Raw genomic sequence first — 16,194 nt, 5'->3', positions numbered from 1 at the left:
TGTGACAATCCGGCCATGAACATCGTGATCCTCGACGATTACCAGGACGCCGTTCGCAAGCTGCACTGCGCGGCCAAGCTCGAGGCCTACCCCGCCAAGGTCTACACCAATACCGTCAAGGGCATCGGCCAGCTGTCGGTGCGGCTGCGCGATGCCGACGTGATCGTGCTGATCCGCGAGCGCACCCACATTTCGCGCCAGCTGCTGGAAAAGCTGCCGCGCCTGAAGCTGATCTCGCAGACCGGCCGCGCCGGCCCGCACATCGACGTCGCGGCCTGCACCGAGCGCGGCGTGGTGGTCACCGAGGGCGTGAGTTCGCCCGTGGCCCCGGCCGAGCTCACCTGGGCGCTGATCATGGCCGCCATGCGGCGCCTGCCCCAGTACGTGGCCACGCTCAAGCACGGCGCGTGGCAGCAGTCGGGAATGAAGTCCGCCTCCATGCCCACCAACTTCGGCCTCGGCATGGTGCTGCGCGGCAAGACCCTGGGCATCTGGGGATACGGCCGGATCGGCCAGATGATCGCCAGCTACGGCCGCGCGTTCGGCATGCAGGTGCTGGTGTGGGGCCGCGAGGGCTCGCGCTCGCGAGCCGAGGCCGACGGCCATGTGGCCGCCGAAAGCCGCGAGCAGCTGTTCACCTACAGCGACGTGCTCAGCCTGCACCTGCGGCTCAATCCCGAGACCGAAGGCATCGTGCGGCTGGAGGACTTCTCGCGCATGAAGCCCAACGCCCTGTTCGTCAACACCTCGCGCGCCGAGCTGATCGAACCCGATGCGCTGATCGCGGCCCTCAACCGGGGCCGCCCCGGCATGGCCGCGGTCGACGTGTTCGAGAGCGAACCCATCCTGCAGGGCCACGCACTGCTGCGGCTGGAGAACTGCATCTGCACGCCGCACATCGGCTACGTGGAGCAGGACAACTACGAGCTGCTGTTCGGCTCCGCCTTCGACAACGTGGTGAATTTCATCCGGGGCGAGCCGACCGGCGTGGTCAACCCCGAGGCCCTGCAGGTACGCCGCTGAAAGGGGTCGCGCCAGGACCGCGCCGGGCGCGATCGAAGCTCCCCGTGTCGCTGCTGGCGGCCATGGCGCTGCGCCTGCTGGCCAGCCGCACCTCACGGGGATAATCCGCGGCATGCAATCCCCCCTCTACACAACGATGGCCGTGGTGGGCGCCGGCGCCATGGGCCGCGGCATCGCCCAGATCGCTGCTCAGGCCGGCAGCCGCGTGCGCTTGTTCGACGCGCAGGCCGCTGCCGTCGACAAGGCCGTGCGCGAGATCGGCAGCCAGTGGGACCGATTGCAGGAAAAGGGCCGCATGGATGCCGCCGCGGTCCAGGCCTGCAAGTCCCGCCTGCTGCCGGCCGGCGACATCGCCGAGCTGGCCGACTGCCAGCTGGTGGTCGAGGCGGTGGTCGAGCGGCTGGACGTGAAGAAGGAACTGTTCGCGCGGCTCGAATCGGTCGTCGCGGCCGAAGCCGTTCTGGCGACGAACACCTCGTCGCTGTCGGTGACGGCAATCGCCGCCGGGCTGCAGCGGCCGGGGCGCCTGGCCGGCTACCACTTCTTCAACCCGGTGCCGCTGATGAAGGTGGTGGAAGTGATCGCCGGCCTGCGCACCGAACCGGCCGCATGCGAGCAGCTGGCGGCCTACGCGCGCCAGATGGGCCACACGCCGGTGCAGGCGCAGGACACGCCGGGGTTCATCGTCAACCACGCCGGCCGCGGCTACGGCACCGAGGCGCTGCGCATCGCTGCCGAGGGCGTGGCCGACTTCGCCACGATCGACCGCATCCTGCGCGACCAGGCCGGCTTCCGGCTCGGGCCCTTCGAACTGCTCGACCTCACGGCGCTGGACGTGTCGCACCCGGTGATGGAATCGATCTACCGGCAGTACTACGACGAGGCCCGCTATCGCCCGAGCGTCATCACGGCGCAGCGTCTGGCGGGCGGCCTGCTGGGCCGCAAGTCGGGCGAGGGCTTCTACCGCTACGTGGACGGCAAGGCGCAGGTGCCGCCGGAGCCGGCCGCGCCGCAGGTCGGCGAGGTACCGCCGGTCTGGGTGTCCACGCGCGCCGCGCGCCGGCAGGAGCTGTACCAGTTGCTCAAGGAACTGGGCGCGAAGATCGAGACCGGCCAGTCGCCCTCGCTCAACGCGCTCACCCTGGTGGCACCGCTCGGCTTCGATGTCACCACGGTGGCGGTCGTCGAACGGCTCGACCCCGCCCGCACGGTCGGCATCGACTTGCTGGTCGAGGACGCCGCAACCCGGCGGCGCGTGCTGGCCACCAACCCCGCCACGCGCGCCGACATGCGCGATGCGGCGCACGCGCTGTTCGCGCGCGACGGCAAGCCGGTCAGCGTGATCCGCGACTCCGGCGGATTCGTCACCCAGCGCGTGCTCGCGACCATCGTCAACATCGCCGCCGACATCTGCCAGCAGCGCATCTGCACGCCCAAGGACCTGGAGACGGCCGTCACGCTGGGTCTGGGCTACCCCATGGGCCCGCTCGCGATGGGCGACCGCTGGGGCCCGGCCAACGTGCTCGAAGTGCTGTTCAACATGCAGACCGTGTACGGCGACCCGCGCTACCGCCCGAGCCCCTGGCTGCGCCGCCGTGGTGCGATCGGCCTGTCGCTGCTGCAGGAAGAGGCCTGAAACGATGCCCGCCGAACTCAAGAGCACCAGCGACCGCGGCACCATGGTGCTGACCATCCGCAACCCCGAGCAGCGCAATGCGCTCGGGGCGGAGATCTACGCGGCCGGCGTGGAAGCGCTGAACGTCGCCGAAACGCACCCGGAGGTGCGCAGTGTCGTGATCACCGGCGAAGGCGGCATCTTCTGCGCCGGCGGCAACCTGCAGCGGCTGCAGGCCAACCGGCAGCAGCCCCCCGAGGTGCAGGCGCGCAGCATCGAAGGGCTGCACGACTGGATCGAGACCATCCGCAGCTTTCCCAAGCCGGTGATCGCGGCCGTGGAGGGGCCGGCCGCGGGCGCCGGCTTCTCGCTGGCGCTGGCCTGCGACCTCATCGTGGCCGCCGCCGACGCGGTGTTCGTGATGGCGTACAGCAACGTCGCGCTGTCGCCCGACGGGGGTGCCACCTGGTCGCTGGCGCATGCGCTGCCGCGCCAGCTGGCCGGCGAGCTGCTGCTGGGTGGCGAGCGCATGGCACCCGACCGCCTGCATGCGCTGGGCATCGTCAACCGCGTCGTGCCGCCGGGCAGCGCGCTGGCCGAGGCCCTGGCCATGGCGGAGCGGCTGAACGCCAAGGCGCCCAATGCGCTGGCCAGCATCAAGGAACTGCTCAACGAAGCGCCGGAAGCGACCCTGCACCAGCAACTGGCCGCCGAGCGCGACCACTTCGTGCGCAACCTGCACCACCCCAACGGCGGCATCGGCATCGCCGCCTTCCTGGCCCGCGAAAAGCCGCGCTACGGCTGAGCCCCCGCCGGAGAGACAGCGCGACCGCTCGCGGGCCGCGGGGTCCCGCAAGCGACAATGGCCGTGCCTGCCAGTCACTGACAAGACAGACCATGGACGAGCCCATTCTTACCATCGAGGAACGAGAGGCGATCAACGGCGGCCGCTGGTTCTCCTCGCTTTCCCCATCCCTGCGACACGACATCCTCCGATGCGCCTACGTCCGACGCTACAAGGACGGCGAATTGATCGCCGCACGCGGCGATCCGCCGGAGGAATGGATCGCCTGCGCCCGGGGTGCCGTGCGGGTGAGCTCGACCTCGATCTCGGGCAAGCAGATCACCCTGACCTACGTGGAGCCGGGCATCTGGTTCGGCGACGTGGCGATCTTCGACGGCGACCGGCGCACGCACGATGCGTATGCGCACGGCGACACCACCATCCTGTGCGTGGCCAAGGCCGATTTCCGCAAGATCCTGGCCTCGCACGTCGAACTGTACGAAGCGATGCTGCGCCTGCACGCGCGCCGGATCCGGCAGCTGTTCGGGCTGGTGGAGGACCTCAACACGCTGCCGCTTCGTGCACGGCTGGCCAAGCAGCTGGTGCACCTGGTGCGCAGCTACGGCGTGCCGCAGCTGGCCGACGGCAGCGAGATGCGCATCGGCTTGCACCTGGCGCAGGAAGAGCTGGCCCAGCTGCTGGGCGCCTCGCGCCAGCGGGTCAACCAGGAACTCAAGGCCATGGAACGCGAGGAAGTGATCCGCATCGAACCGGGCGGCCTGGTCGTGCGCAACCGCGACGCCCTGATGCGGATCGTCGACTCGGATAACGGATGAGCGAATTCGACCACTTCGTCGGCACCCGGCCCGTGTCCGGGCAGCACGCGTTCGACGTCGGCGCCCTCACCGGCTGGCTGCAATCCAATCTGCCCGGCTTCGAGGGCCCGTTGTCGGTGGAGCTGTTCAAGGGCGGCCAGTCCAATCCCACCTACAAGCTGGTCACGCCGGCACGCAGCTACGTGATGCGCGCCAAGCCGGGGCCCGTGGCCAGGCTGCTGCCCTCGGCCCATGCCATCGAACGCGAGTTCGCCGTGATGATGGGGTTGGCCGGCACCGACGTGCCGGTGCCGCGCATGCACTGCCTGTGCGAGGACGAGTCCGTCATCGGCCGCGCCTTCTACATCATGGAGTTCATGCAGGGCCGCGTGCTGTGGGACCAGGCGCTGCCGGGCATGACCCAGGGCGAGCGCGGCGCCATCTACGACGAGATGAATCGCGTGATCGCCGCCTTGCACACGGTGGACTTCGCGGCGCGCGGACTGGCCGGGTACGGCAAGCCGGGCAACTACTTCGAGCGCCAGATCGGGCGCTGGAGCAAGCAGTACAAGGCTTCGGCCGATGGCGCCGGCCCCATGAGCCAGCCCATCGAGGAGATGGAAAGGCTGGTCGAGTGGCTGCCGGCCCATGTCCCCGCCGCCGCGCGCGACGAGGCCAAGGTGTCCATCGTCCACGGCGACTTCCGCCTGGACAACCTGGTGTTCCACCCAAGCGAGCCGCGCGTGGTCGCCGTGCTCGACTGGGAGCTGTCCACCCTCGGCCACCCGCTGGCCGACTTCAGCTACCACTGCATGTCCTGGCACATCCCGCACGGCGCCTTCCGCGGCATCGGCGGGCTGGACCTGGCGGCGCTGGGCATCCCGGGCGAGGACGACTACATGCGCCGCTACTGCGACCGCACCGGCCTGTCCACGGTGGCCGACCTCAAGGCCGACTGGAATTTCTACATGGCCTACAACATGTTCCGCATCGCCGCCATCCTGCAGGGCATCGCCAAGCGGGTGGAGGCGGGCACCGCGTCCAGCGCGCAGGCCGTGGCGTCCGGCAAGAGCGCCCGGCCGATGGCCGAGCTGGCCTGGCAGTTCGCCCAGCGCGCCTGAAACTCCCTACCTTTTGCGAAAGGCACTCCATGGATTTCGAGTACTCCCCCAAGACACGCGAACTGCAGGCCAGGCTCCTGAAGTTCATGGAAGAACACGTCTACCCGAACGAGCGCGCCTACCACGACGAGCTGAAGGCCAACACCGCCGCCGGCAGGCGCTGGACGCCGCTGAAGACCATCGAGGACCTCAAGCCGAAGGCGCAGGCGGCCGGGCTGTGGAACCTGTTCCTGCCGCAGGACACGGCCGAGGCTTCGGGCTACCACGGCGCCGGCCTGACCAACCAGGAGTACGCGCCGCTGGCCGAGATCATGGGCGCGGTGCCGTGGGCCAGCGAGGTGTTCAACTGCTCGGCACCCGATACCGGCAACATGGAGACCATCGCGCGCTACGGCTCCGAGGAGAACAAGGCACGCTGGCTCAAGCCGCTGCTGGAGGGCCGGATCCGCTCGGCCTTCGCGATGACCGAGCCGGAGGTCGCCTCCTCCGACGCCACCAACATCTGCACCCGCATCGAGCGCCAGGGCGACGAGTACGTGATCAACGGCCACAAGTGGTGGACCTCGGGCGCCAACGACCCGCGCTGCAAGGTCTTCATCACCATGGGCAAGACCGATCCGGACGCGCCCCGGCACTCGCAGCAGAGCATGATCCTGGTGCCCGCCGACGCGGCCGGCATCCGCATCGTGCGGGCGCTCAACGTGTTCGGCTACGACGACGCGCCGCACGGCCATGCCGAGGTGTTCTTCGAGAACGTGCGCGTGCCGGCGTCCAGCATCCTGCTGGGCGAAGGCCGCGGCTTCGAGATCGCCCAGGGCCGCCTGGGGCCCGGGCGCATCCACCACTGCATGCGCCTGATCGGCCTGGCCGAACGCGCGCTCGAGCTGATGTGCCGCCGGTCGCTCAGCCGCACGGCGTTCGGCAAGACCATCGCGCAGCAGACGGTGACGCAGGAGCGCATCGCCGAGGCGCGCTGCAAGATCGACATGGCGCGGCTGCTCACGCTCAAGGCCGCGTGGATGATGGACGTGGCCGGCAACAAGGTGGCCAAGACCGAGATCGCGATGATCAAGGTGGTGGCGCCCAGCATGGCTTGCCAGGTGATCGACTGGGCCATCCAGGCGCACGGCGGCGGGGGGGTCAGCGACGACTTCCCGCTCGCCTATGCCTACGCCGGCGCCCGCACGCTGCGCTTCGCCGACGGCCCCGACGAAGTGCACCGCAACGCGATCGCCAAGTGGGAGCTGGGCAAGTACGGCAGCTACGGCAAGGACGCCGGGCCCGCGGTCACGCGCGGGGCCTGATTCAGAACGCCTTCAGCGCGTTCTCGCAGGCACGGGTGAAGATCCGGGTGGCGTGCTGCAGCGCGGGCAGCGCACCGGGCTCCTGCTGCATGCGCAGGTAGGCCTTGCCCCGCAGCAGCATCAGCAGCAGCGGCACTTGCGCCGAGGGCGCCGGCTCCGGCCATTCCATCAGCAGCCGGGCCAGTTCGGCGTCGACCCAGGCCCGGGCATGGTGGCGGTCGTCGGCGACCACGGCGTAGCGGCTCCAGAACACGCGCGGCATGGCGTCCCAGCCCACCTCCTCGTGCATGGCCAGCAGGCGCATCTCCTCGGGCAGCTTGGAGTCCACGCTGGTCTGCAGCGAATCGGTGAACAGCGAGTAGGCCTGCTTCTCCAGCGACTCCATCAGCGGGCGGTTCATCACGACCACCAGCACGTCGGGAGCCAGGCCCAGTTCGGCGCGGCCGCGCAGTTCCTCGCCCTGGATGTAGGCGCGGCCGGGACGCCCCAGTTCGAGCCGGCAGGCCTTGCCGGCCACCGTCCCCTCGAAGGCGAGTGCCGTGGCGCCCGAGGAGGTGGCCACCGTATATCCCTGCTTCGCCGCCCAGCCCGCGGCCAGCCCCGCGAGTCGCGAGTCGCGCGCCGGAGGCAGCGGCCCGATGGCCTGCCGTGCCGGGATGAATGCCTTGCGGATGCGATCGAACATGGCGCGCGGGATTGGCCTAAAGTCGGCGCATTATCGAAGCAAACCTGCAGGACACGCCGACGATGATCGAGGTCTTCACCTGGCCCACGCCCAATGGCCACAAGGTGCACATCATGCTGGAGGAGTGCGGCCTGCCCTATCGCGCGACGGCCGTCGACATCGGCGCGGGCGACCAGTTCCGGCCCGACTTCCTGGCGATCAGCCCGAACAACAAGATCCCGGCCATCACCGATCCCGAGGGCCCGGACGGCCGGCCGATTTCGCTGTTCGAATCGGGCGCGATCCTGGTCTACCTGGCCGGCAAGACCGGCCGCTTCCTGCCACGCAGCGATCGGGGCAAGTACGAAGTGCTGCAGTGGTTGATGTTCCAGATGGGCGGCGTGGGCCCCCTGCTCGGACAGAACCACCACTTCCGCCAGTACGCGCCCGAGAAGATTCCCTACGCCATCGACCGCTACACCCGCGAAGCCCGCCGCCTGTACGGCGTCATCGACCGGCGGCTGGCGCACAGCCGCTGGCTGGGGGGCAACGAGTACTCGATCGCCGACATCGCCACCTGGCCCTGGCTGCGCAACTGGAAGAGCCAGGGCATCGAGTTGTCGGACTACCCGCACCTGGAACTCTGGTTCCACGCCATCGAGCACCGGCCGGCGGTGCAACGCGGCATCCAGGTGCTGGCCGACCGCCGCAAGCCGATCACCGGCGACCGCGCGCGCGAGATCCTGTTCGGCGACACGCAATACCAGCGCCGCTGATCCCGCACCGCGTCGCCCGACTGCCATGCCCACCTCGCTCCAGCTCGCTGCCGGCGACCCGGCGCTCGAAGACCGCGTGCGGGCCTGCCGCAAGCTGCTGTCGCGCCGGGCGCTGATGGGAGCCGCCGCGAGCGCCGTGCCGATCCCCGGCCTCGATTGGGCGGCCGATGCCGCCCTGCTCACACGGCTGCTGCCCGAAATCAACTCGGCCTTCGGCCTGACGCCCGACCAGCTCGCCCGCTTGCCGCATCACAAGCGCGACCAGGTGCAGAAGGCCGTGGCCGCCGTCGGCTCGGTGGCGATCGGCAGGGTGGTCACCCGCGACCTGGTGGTCCGCCTGGCGCGCACCGTGGGCGTGCGCATGACCGGCAAGCAGGCGGCCAGGTACTTGCCCCTGGCCGGCCAGGCGGTGGCCGCAATCTTGGGCTACGCCGCCCTGCGCTACCTGGGGGAAGAGCACCTCAAGGACTGCGTGCGCGTGGTGAAGGACGCGCGCCTGGCACTGCCGGCGCCGCAGCCGCAACTGCTGCGCTGAACGCTCAGTGGTTGAGCGACTGCGCCGACAGCTCGCGCAGCACCTGCTCCTGGTCCAGCAGGCGGGCCGCCAGCCGCGCACCGTGGCGCAGCCAGCGCAGGTCGCGCTCGGCCGTGGCCTCGTCGGCGCTGGTGCAGCACAGCATGCCGTGCACGCTGCCGTCGCGCATCAGCACGGGCGCTTCCAGCAGCCGGGCCGTGGCGCCTTCGGCGGGGCGGCCGGTGGCCAGGGCCGCGGCCGGACCGTGGTGCAGGGCCTCGACCACCCGGAAGCGGCGCGAACCTTCGGTGTAGTGGCCCACGAACACCACGTCCATCCCATGTTCCCGCAACATGGCCAGCACCTGGCGGATGACGTCCTGGCGGCTCATGGCGGAGCCCTGGGTGGCGGCGGCAGCGTGGCTGGCGGGGTTCATGATGTGGCTCAGGTGGAGGGGAATCCTACCCAGGCGCGTTCGCCGCTTTGTGGCGCGGCGTAACAGCCGGCCGCCCTCCTGCAACGCCTGGCCGGAGGCGGATCCACCACATCGCGCGGCCCCGGCCAACGCAGGAGCCGCGGAGGCACGGCCGTGTCGGCACCGGCTCACGGATGAGCTCTGTTACCTTTGCAGCGCTACCTGTGGCGTTTTCGCACGTGCGACCGACCAGCAAAAAGGGCTTGCTGCAACTCTCGTTCCAGCAAGCCCTGGCAATGGTTGGTAGGACGTGCAGGATTCGAACCTGCGACCAACGGATTAAAAGTCCGCTGCTCTACCAACTGAGCTAACGTCCCGCGGAAAAGCCCGCGATTATAGCCAGAGGATGCGCCCACGGATGAGCCAGCCATCGCCTTTCTTCAGGCAGGACTGCTCCCCCGAGCGAGCAGTTCGCGCACTTCCCGGTCGCTGGTCTGGGGGAAGTCGCGGTACCAGAGGCTGACCGCGCGGAACGGGATCGGGACGGCCGGGCACACCAGCTCGTCCACCAGCTCGCGCAGTTGATCGCAGCCTTCGCTCGACCCCACCGGAACCGCCGCGCACAGGCGCAGCGGGCTGGCGCTGCGGATCGCGCGCACGGCGGCCTGCATGCTGGCACCGGTGGCCAGGCCGTCGTCGACGACGATGACCGAGCGGTCGCGCAGTTCCAGCGGCGGGCGGCCGCCGCGGTAGAGGGCCTCGCGCCGCGCAAGTTCGGCCTGCTCGGCCGCAACGGCGCTTTCCACCTCGTCCGGGCTCGCCGACAAGCCCGGCAGCGGCGTCAGCACCTGGACCCCGCCGGAGGCGATCGCGCCCATCGCCAGTTCCGGCTGGCCCGGGAAGCCCAGCTTGCGCACGATGAAGACGTCCAGCGGCGCGCCCAGCGCCCGGGCCACCTCGGCGGCGACCGGGACACCGCCGCGCGGCAGCCCCAGCACGAGCAGGCCGGGCGCGCCACGCCAGTGCGCGAGATCGGCCGCCAGCACCCGGCCGGCCTCGGCACGGTCGCGGAAGGGAAGCCGCACCGCCATCGCGCCCCCGGTCAGCCCGAAGGCTCGCCCGGCACGAACATGTACCCGGCGTTGCGCACCGTGCGGATGCAGCGCGGCTCGCCGCCGGGCTCGGGTTCCACCTTGCGCCGCAACCGGCCGATGCGGATGTCGATCGAGCGGTCGAAGGGGCCCCACTCGCGGTTGCGCGTCTGCAGCAACAGCTGGTCGCGCGAGAGCACGCGGTTGGGGTTGGCCAGGAAGGTCGTGAGCAGGTCGTACTCCATGGCCGTGATCGTGACCTCGCTCCCGCCCACCTCGAACATGCGGTGCGACTCGAGATCGATCTCGCAGCGGCCGAAGCGCTTGCGCCTGGAGGGCTTCGTCACGATCGCGGGAATGCCGGCCGCCGGTGGCCGGGCCTGCAGGCGGCGCAGCACGCTCTTGAGCCGGGCCAGCAGCTCGCGCACGTCGAACGGCTTGGCGATGTAGTCGTCGGCGCCGATCTCCAGGCCGACGACGCGGTCCACCACATCGGCCGAGGCGGTGACCATGATCAGGCCCAGGTCGTAGTGTTCGCGCAGGTAGCGCGCCAGCACCAGGCCGTCCTCGCCGGGCAGGCGCAGGTCCAGCAGGACGGCATCGGGCAGGTCGCGTTCCAGTTCCTCGCGCATCTGCGGCCCGCTGCCCGCCTCGGCCACGTCGAAGCCGTGGCCCTGGAGATAGTCGCGCAGCATCTCGCGGATCGACGGGTCGTCATCCACCACGAGCAATCGGGTGCGTGCATCCATGGCGCGCAAATTCTGACGCAGCATCCCCGGAAAGGCGAAGCCAACAGGGCCGGCCGTTACACCGCCTTTACACCCTCCAGGGTGCTGCTGGCGCCGGCCCCGGCGTCGAGCAGGTCGCGCAGCAGCGGGCGCAAGGCGGCGGCGTCGATGGGCTTGCGCAGCAGGCGCGTCACCCCGCAGGCGGCCAGTTCTTCGGAACTGATGTCGCCGGCGTTGCCGGTGTACAGCAGCACCGGCAGTCCGGGCCGGTGCTGCCGGGCCAGCCGGGCGAGCGCCAGGCCGGTCATCCCGGGCATGGTCTGGTCGGTCAGCAACAGGGCGAAAGCCTCTTCGCGCGATGCCAGCCGCCGGGCTGCCGGGAACGGCTCCTGCTCCACCACCACCTCCAGGCCCCAGCCGCTCATGAGCTCGTGCATGAACCCGCTGACGATCGGCTCGTCCTCCACCAGCAGCACGCGGCCGTGCAGCACCGGCACGGGGGCGGCGGCGGCGCGCACCGGGGTCGCGGCGGATTCGCGCGCCGCCTGTTGCGCGGCCGGCAGCAGCACCCTGAACGTCGAGCCGAGCCCCGGCGCGGAGTCCGCCTGCACGTGTCCACCATGGTCGTGCACGATGCCGTGCACCATCGCCAGCCCCATGCCGGTGCCGCGACCCACTTCCTTGGTCGTGAAGAACGGCTCGAACATCCGGTCGAGCACCTCGGGCGTCATGCCGCGTCCGTCGTCCGCCACCTCGAACCAGACCCAGTCGCCCCCTTGCAGCGCGGCGCTGCACGACGAGCAGTGGCCGGCCGCCGCAGAGTGCCCGATACGCAGCCGGATGGCGCCATGCTCGCCGATGGCGTCGCGGGCGTTGAGGCACAGGTTCAGCAGCACCTGTTCGAACTGCACCGGGTCCGCGACGACGGGCGGCAGCGCCGCTGCGCCGGGGTCCTGCACGTCGAAGGCCACCGAGATGGACGTGGGCAGGTTGGGCCGCAACAGCTGCAAGGCCTGCTGGGCCAGCTGGGCCGGCGCCAGCAGCCGCCGCTCGCCCCGCCGCGGCCGCGAGAACGCCAGCAATTGCGCGACGTGGTCGCGCGCGCGCTCGGCGGCCAGCCGCGCCTGTTCGAGCTGGCGCCCGAGCACAGGATCCTGCAGCGCCGCCGGCCGCTCCTGCGCCATCGCCACGTAGCCCAGCACGCTGGTCAGGATGTTGTTGAAGTCGTGCGCCAGCCCGCCCGTCAGGTGGCCGATGGCCTCCATCTTCTGGGCCTGGCGAAGCTGCCGTTCCAGCTCGGCGCGACGCTGCTCGGCGGCCTTGCGCTCGGTGATGTCGCGCACCGCATACAGCACGTGCGGCCGGCCACGGTAGGTCATCGGCGTGCCCCGCACCTCGGCTTGCCAGGTCGAGCCGTCCTTGCGCGTGCCGGTGACCTCGAACCGCAACTCCATGCCGGACGCCAGCGCCAGGCCGTGTTCGATGCGGTGCCGCCGGCGCACGTCGTCGTCGGCCTGCGTCAGCACGCGGTCGGCGGCCATCACTTCCTCGCGCGTATAGCCGCTCACCGCGGTGTAGGCGGGGTTCACCTCGACGGCGTGGTAGTCGGCGTCGCGCAGCACCAGCGCGTCGGCCGATGCGTTGAAGATCGCGCGGTACTGCTCTTCGCCGTCGCGCAGTGCCCGCTCGGCGAGCTTGGCCTGGGTGATGTCGCGCCCGATGTACAGCACGTGCGGCCGGCCGCGGTGCTGGATCGGCACGCCGCGCAGCTCCAGCTCGTAGCGGTGGCCGTCGCGGTGCAGCAGCTGGGTTTCCAGCCGGATGGTGGCGCCGGCCAGTGCCTTCTCGTGCTGGGCCCGGATCGTGGCGCTCACCTCGGGCGGGTTCGCCAGCACGCGATCCAGGCCCAGCACCTCGGAACGCGAATTGCCGGTCATGGCCTCGTAGGTGGCATTGACGTCGACGATGGAGAAGTCGGCGGCGCGCAGCACCATGGCGTCGACCGATGCGTTGAAGATGGCGCGGTATTGCTCCTCGCTGTCGCGCAGGTCGCGGTCGGCGCGGCGGCGTTCGGTGATGTCGCGCACCACCGCCAGTGCGTGCGGCCGGCCGCGCTGCACGAACGGCATCACCCGCAGGTCGGCCTCGAAGGTGCTGCCGTCCGGACGCAGGACCGTGGTCTCGATGTGCGTGGTGCGGCCGGCCAGCGCACCGCGGACCTGGTCCAGCCGGGTGCGCACGTAGTCCTCGGGCATGCTGCGCGGGTAGGTGCGGCCGATCAGGTTCTCGCGGCGCGCCCCGTACAGGGCGACGCCGGCCGGATTGACGTCCACCACGCGCAACTGCTCGTCCCATACGAACAGGCCGTCGAGCGAGCCCTCGAACACGGCGCGGTATTGCTCCTCGCGCTGGCGCAGGTCCTCCAGCGCCTGCTTCTGTGCCTGGCCGGCGCGCAGCCGTTCCACTTCGGCGGCGGCGCGCACGGCCAGTATCTTCAGCGTCGCCTGCACGCGCTCCAGTTGCAGCAGCGGGCGGCGCGAGGCCACCGACACGATGCCCAGCGGCGATCCGTCCAGCGCCACCAGCGGGTGGCCCGCATAGCTTTCCAGGCCATGCGTGCGGGCCTCGACGTCGTCGGGGAAGAGCGCCTGCAGGCCGGCCGGGTAGGCACGGAAGCACTGGCCGAGCACCGTCTCGCAGGGGACGCCGGCCACGGAATAGCTGACGCCCTGTGTCACGGCGCCGTCGAAGTACATGGCCAGCATGCGGAGCCGGCAGGGGCTTCCCGGCTCGCAGCGCGCGATGAAGGCGACCTCGACGTGAAGCAGTGTGGCCAGCAGCCGCACCAGCTCATCGAACACGGTGCCGCTGGGAGAGGCCGACACCGCCAGGGCCACCGCCCTCAGCGCCTCGTCGGTGCGCTTGCGCTCGATCTCCGAAGCCACCCGGGCCGCCACGATGCTGAGCATGGCCTGCGCGTGATCGACGTCGCCGCCCGCCACCGGATTCCGGTCCAGCGCGGCCAGCAGGCCGAGCGGCTCACCGTCGCTGTCGACCAGCCGCACGGCGGACAGCGAGTCCAGCCGGTTCGAGGCGAACACGCCGCCCGGGGCCAGCTGCGGCAGCAAGCCCCCGGCGACGAAGTGATGGGCCCGGCCCAGGGTCGCCGCGCCGGGCAGCGCCTGGACCGCGAATTCGAAGCCCCCGACGATGCAGTCGTCGAGCCGGACGGCCAGCGTGCGCAGGGCGCTGCGCCCCTCGTCCGTGAAGACGGCCACCAGCACCATGGCTGCGGGGAGGCCGGCCGCCAGTTCGCGCACCAGGCCGGCAAACAGGTCCGGCCCGCCGGGTTGCGCTGCCACCAGGGCGACGCGTCGCAACGCCTGCACCGGTGCGGCAGCCTGGCCCCCGGATGCGGGCGGGCGCGATGGCGCGTGCCTGCTCATGGGGTCAGTCTAGGACGCGGCATGCGTCCGGGTGCGTGGAATTGCCCCGCGAATACACAGCGGATACAAGCGGGTTGCAAGAAAGCCCCGCGCTGCCGGCGGGCAGGCGGGGCACCGTGGCGAAGCACGATGGGCGCGCAGGCTCAGCGGGTGGCCTGGCCACCGGCGACCTGCGTGGGACCCGCCTGCTGCGGCATCTGCGCGAAGTAGGCGGAGCCGCTGTCTTCGGCATTCAGGGCATGGACCTGGTCGCGCGAACCGACGTACTCGGCCGTGGCCTGCGCGCGGGTTCGGCCGCTCATCAGTTGCTTCGGCTCGTTCGCCTGCATCCTCCACTCCGAGGCGGCAGCGGTCAGCGTATCGCGGTTGCTCATCACCTCCGCCTGCACTTCGGCGCGGCTGCGGGTGCCGGCGAAAGGCGTGGTGTCGACCCCCGCGAACGGGCTCTCGGCAATGGCGCTGCCCGTCATCAGGACCGTGAAGGCGGCGACGGCCGTGCTGCTGGAGGCGATGGCGGAAACGATGCGGCGGTTCATGACGATCTCCTGAGCGAAGCAGATTCGATGGGGGGCAAGGGGACCTTCGCTCGCTTCTTCCGCCTTGCCCCGCGGCATGGGAGGCAGTGTGGAAAGCGCCGGTATTCGCCGCATGTCGGGCGGCCGCTGTTTTGTATCGCGCGCGTATTCGTGCGCCGGTTCCCGATCCGGCAGAATTCCGGCGAAGGCCGCCCGACCGTCCGGCGCGGCTCTCCCCACCCGCACGTAGCGTGAGATCGCCCCTGAACCGGCTACCGGCCCTGCGCGGCGGGATGCTCGCCCTGCTGGCGGCGGTGCTGTTCGGCATCAGCACGCCCCTGGTCCAGCGCGCCGGCGAGTCGGTGGGCCCCTTCGCCACCGCCGCCCTGCTCTATGCAGGCGCCGCGCTGCTCGGATGGCTGCAGCGGCAGCCCGCTGCCCGCGAAGCCAGGCTGCAGCGCGGGGATCTCCAGCGGGTCTCGCTGATGGCGCTGTTCGGCGCCGTGCTCGGCCCGGTGGCCCTGGCCTGGGGGCTGCAGCGCACGAGCGGTGCCGGCGCCTCCCTCATGCTGGCCCTCGAAGCCGTCTTCACCGCGCTGCTGGCGCGGGCCTTCTACGGCGAGGCACTGGATCGGCGCGTCCAAGGCGCCGTGCTGCTGCTGCTCGCCGGCGCCGCCGCCCTGGTGGTCGATCGCGGCGGCAGCGGCGGCGGCACCCAGGTCCTGGGCTTGCTGGCGGTCCTGCTGGCCACCGCCGCCTGGGCGGTGGACAACACCCTGTCGCGTGCACTGGCGGAACGCGATCCTGCACAGGTGGTGCTGGTGAAATCGGCCATCGGGGCCGCGGCCTCGACCACGCTGGCCTTGGCCTGGCGCGAGCCGTTTCCGCCGGTCGCGTCCGCCCTCGCGCTGTTGGTGGTCGGTGCGTCCGGCTACGGCCTCAGCCTGCGGCTGTACCTGCTCGCCCAGCGAGCCTTCGGCGCGGCACGCACCGGCTCGGTGTTCGCCTTCGCGCCCTTCGTCGGCGCCATGCTGGCGATCGGCCTGGGCGAGCGCGGCCTCTCGTGGTTCATGCTGGCCGGCAGCGTGCTGATGCTGGCGGGCGTGGTCTTGCACCTCTCCGAGCGGCACGGCCACCGGCACGGGCATGAAAGGCTGGAACACGAGCATGCCCACCGGCACGACGACGGGCACCACGACCATCGGCACGATCCCATGCCTTCCGGCAGCCACAGCCACTGGCACCGGCACGAACCGATGGAGCACTCGCACCCCCATGTCCCGGATGCGCACCACACCCACAGGCACTGATGCGGGGCCCACCACGCCGATGGGCCGGCAGGTCCGGTCCGGCCGGGCCGCGGACGCCGCCGCGCGAGTGGGT

General features: G+C 70.8%; 15 protein-coding genes and 1 tRNA gene. 9 read left to right on the top strand and 7 right to left on the bottom strand.

What is annotated here, in order from left to right; translation table 11 throughout:
- Positions 1–15 precede the first annotated feature (15 nt).
- From V6M57_RS11940 to V6M57_RS11915, 6 genes are all read left to right on the top strand, one after another.
- On the top strand, positions 16–1,023 hold the full coding sequence (locus tag V6M57_RS11940) for a D-2-hydroxyacid dehydrogenase family protein (RefSeq protein WP_332815213.1): 1,008 nt from the start codon (positions 16–18) through the stop codon (positions 1,021–1,023).
- Between the two features lie 112 nt (positions 1,024–1,135).
- Positions 1,136–2,659: a 3-hydroxyacyl-CoA dehydrogenase gene (locus V6M57_RS11935; protein WP_332815212.1), complete on the top strand. Its 1,524-nt coding sequence runs from the start codon at positions 1,136–1,138 to the stop codon at positions 2,657–2,659.
- A gap of 4 nt (positions 2,660–2,663) precedes the next feature.
- Positions 2,664–3,443, top strand: coding sequence for an oxepin-CoA hydrolase, alternative type (locus V6M57_RS11930; protein ID WP_332815211.1), 780 nt, complete (start codon positions 2,664–2,666; stop codon positions 3,441–3,443).
- 92 nt (positions 3,444–3,535) lie between these two features.
- Positions 3,536–4,258, top strand: coding sequence for a Crp/Fnr family transcriptional regulator (locus tag V6M57_RS11925; protein WP_332815210.1), 723 nt, complete (start codon positions 3,536–3,538; stop codon positions 4,256–4,258).
- Positions 4,255–5,358 carry a phosphotransferase gene (locus V6M57_RS11920; protein WP_332815209.1) on the top strand — a complete coding sequence of 368 codons (1,104 nt, stop codon included), beginning with the start codon at positions 4,255–4,257 and terminating at the stop codon, positions 5,356–5,358. Before V6M57_RS11925 ends, V6M57_RS11920 begins: the two co-directional genes overlap by 4 nt.
- A 29-nt stretch (positions 5,359–5,387) precedes the next feature.
- A complete protein-coding gene (locus V6M57_RS11915; RefSeq protein ID WP_332815208.1) occupies positions 5,388–6,662 on the top strand; it encodes an acyl-CoA dehydrogenase family protein in 1,275 nt (424 codons plus the stop codon).
- Between the two features lies 1 nt (position 6,663).
- On the opposite strand, the gene V6M57_RS11910 is transcribed toward V6M57_RS11915, so the two are convergent.
- The gene (locus tag V6M57_RS11910) at positions 6,664–7,347 is read right to left on the bottom strand and encodes a hypothetical protein (RefSeq protein WP_332815207.1); all 684 of its coding nucleotides are present in this window, start codon (positions 7,345–7,347) and stop codon (positions 6,664–6,666) included.
- A gap of 62 nt (positions 7,348–7,409) precedes the next feature.
- Between V6M57_RS11910 and V6M57_RS11905 the strand changes: the two genes are divergently transcribed.
- Both V6M57_RS11905 and V6M57_RS11900 read left to right on the top strand, forming a co-directional pair.
- Positions 7,410–8,102 carry a glutathione S-transferase N-terminal domain-containing protein gene (locus V6M57_RS11905; protein WP_332815206.1) on the top strand — a complete coding sequence of 231 codons (693 nt, stop codon included), beginning with the start codon at positions 7,410–7,412 and terminating at the stop codon, positions 8,100–8,102.
- 25 nt (positions 8,103–8,127) lie between these two features.
- Positions 8,128–8,637, top strand: a complete 510-nt coding sequence (locus tag V6M57_RS11900; protein WP_332815205.1) for a hypothetical protein — start codon at positions 8,128–8,130, stop codon at positions 8,635–8,637.
- 4 nt (positions 8,638–8,641) lie between these two features.
- Here V6M57_RS11900 and V6M57_RS11895 read toward each other — a convergent pair whose 3' ends face one another.
- From V6M57_RS11895 to V6M57_RS11870, 6 genes are all read right to left on the bottom strand, one after another.
- Positions 8,642–9,052: a hypothetical protein gene (locus tag V6M57_RS11895; RefSeq protein WP_332815204.1), complete on the bottom strand. Its 411-nt coding sequence runs from the start codon at positions 9,050–9,052 to the stop codon at positions 8,642–8,644.
- Positions 9,053–9,332: 280 nt separating this feature from the next.
- Positions 9,333–9,408: transfer RNA gene (locus tag V6M57_RS11890), tRNA-Lys, on the bottom strand.
- 63 nt (positions 9,409–9,471) lie between these two features.
- Positions 9,472–10,122: a phosphoribosyltransferase gene (locus V6M57_RS11885; RefSeq protein ID WP_332815203.1), complete on the bottom strand. Its 651-nt coding sequence runs from the start codon at positions 10,120–10,122 to the stop codon at positions 9,472–9,474.
- 11 nt (positions 10,123–10,133) lie between these two features.
- Complete coding sequence (locus tag V6M57_RS11880; RefSeq protein WP_332815202.1) at positions 10,134–10,871, bottom strand: response regulator; 738 nt, start codon at positions 10,869–10,871, stop codon at positions 10,134–10,136.
- A gap of 56 nt (positions 10,872–10,927) precedes the next feature.
- Entirely contained in the window at positions 10,928–14,296 is a 3,369-nt protein-coding gene (locus V6M57_RS11875; protein WP_332815201.1) for a PAS domain-containing hybrid sensor histidine kinase/response regulator, read from the bottom strand.
- Positions 14,297–14,439: 143 nt separating this feature from the next.
- Complete coding sequence (locus V6M57_RS11870; protein ID WP_332815200.1) at positions 14,440–14,832, bottom strand: hypothetical protein; 393 nt, start codon at positions 14,830–14,832, stop codon at positions 14,440–14,442.
- 272 nt (positions 14,833–15,104) lie between these two features.
- Here V6M57_RS11870 and V6M57_RS11865 point away from each other — a divergent pair, with 272 nt between their 5' ends.
- Positions 15,105–16,121: a DMT family transporter gene (locus V6M57_RS11865; protein WP_332815245.1), complete on the top strand. Its 1,017-nt coding sequence runs from the start codon at positions 15,105–15,107 to the stop codon at positions 16,119–16,121.
- Positions 16,122–16,194: the final 73 nt, after the last annotated feature.

Origin of the sequence: Ramlibacter sp. (assembly GCF_036676645.1) — a bacterium.
Lineage (GTDB): Bacteria > Pseudomonadota > Gammaproteobacteria > Burkholderiales > Burkholderiaceae_C > Ramlibacter.
Note: the sequence above shows the minus strand (reverse complement) of the source record. Positions and strands in the feature narration are given on the sequence as shown.

Excerpts from the sequence above, each read along its gene's own strand:
- V6M57_RS11875 (WP_332815201.1), bottom strand. The coding sequence starts at position 14,296 with ATGAGCAGGCACGCGCCATCGCGCCCGCCCGCATCCGGGGGCCAGGCT.
- V6M57_RS11895 (WP_332815204.1), bottom strand. The coding sequence starts at position 9,052 with ATGAACCCCGCCAGCCACGCTGCCGCCGCCACCCAGGGCTCCGCCATG.
- V6M57_RS11915 (WP_332815208.1), top strand. The coding sequence starts at position 5,388 with ATGGATTTCGAGTACTCCCCCAAGACACGCGAACTGCAGGCCAGGCTC.
- V6M57_RS11905 (WP_332815206.1), top strand. The coding sequence starts at position 7,410 with ATGATCGAGGTCTTCACCTGGCCCACGCCCAATGGCCACAAGGTGCAC.
- V6M57_RS11910 (WP_332815207.1), bottom strand. The coding sequence starts at position 7,347 with ATGTTCGATCGCATCCGCAAGGCATTCATCCCGGCACGGCAGGCCATC.
- V6M57_RS11920 (WP_332815209.1), top strand. The coding sequence starts at position 4,255 with ATGAGCGAATTCGACCACTTCGTCGGCACCCGGCCCGTGTCCGGGCAG.
- V6M57_RS11935 (WP_332815212.1), top strand. The coding sequence starts at position 1,136 with ATGCAATCCCCCCTCTACACAACGATGGCCGTGGTGGGCGCCGGCGCC.
- V6M57_RS11880 (WP_332815202.1), bottom strand. The coding sequence starts at position 10,871 with ATGGATGCACGCACCCGATTGCTCGTGGTGGATGACGACCCGTCGATC.
- V6M57_RS11885 (WP_332815203.1), bottom strand. The coding sequence starts at position 10,122 with ATGGCGGTGCGGCTTCCCTTCCGCGACCGTGCCGAGGCCGGCCGGGTG.
- V6M57_RS11925 (WP_332815210.1), top strand. The coding sequence starts at position 3,536 with ATGGACGAGCCCATTCTTACCATCGAGGAACGAGAGGCGATCAACGGC.
- V6M57_RS11940 (WP_332815213.1), top strand. The coding sequence starts at position 16 with ATGAACATCGTGATCCTCGACGATTACCAGGACGCCGTTCGCAAGCTG.
- V6M57_RS11870 (WP_332815200.1), bottom strand. The coding sequence starts at position 14,832 with ATGAACCGCCGCATCGTTTCCGCCATCGCCTCCAGCAGCACGGCCGTC.
- V6M57_RS11930 (WP_332815211.1), top strand. The coding sequence starts at position 2,664 with ATGCCCGCCGAACTCAAGAGCACCAGCGACCGCGGCACCATGGTGCTG.
- V6M57_RS11865 (WP_332815245.1), top strand. The coding sequence starts at position 15,105 with ATGCTCGCCCTGCTGGCGGCGGTGCTGTTCGGCATCAGCACGCCCCTG.
- V6M57_RS11900 (WP_332815205.1), top strand. The coding sequence starts at position 8,128 with ATGCCCACCTCGCTCCAGCTCGCTGCCGGCGACCCGGCGCTCGAAGAC.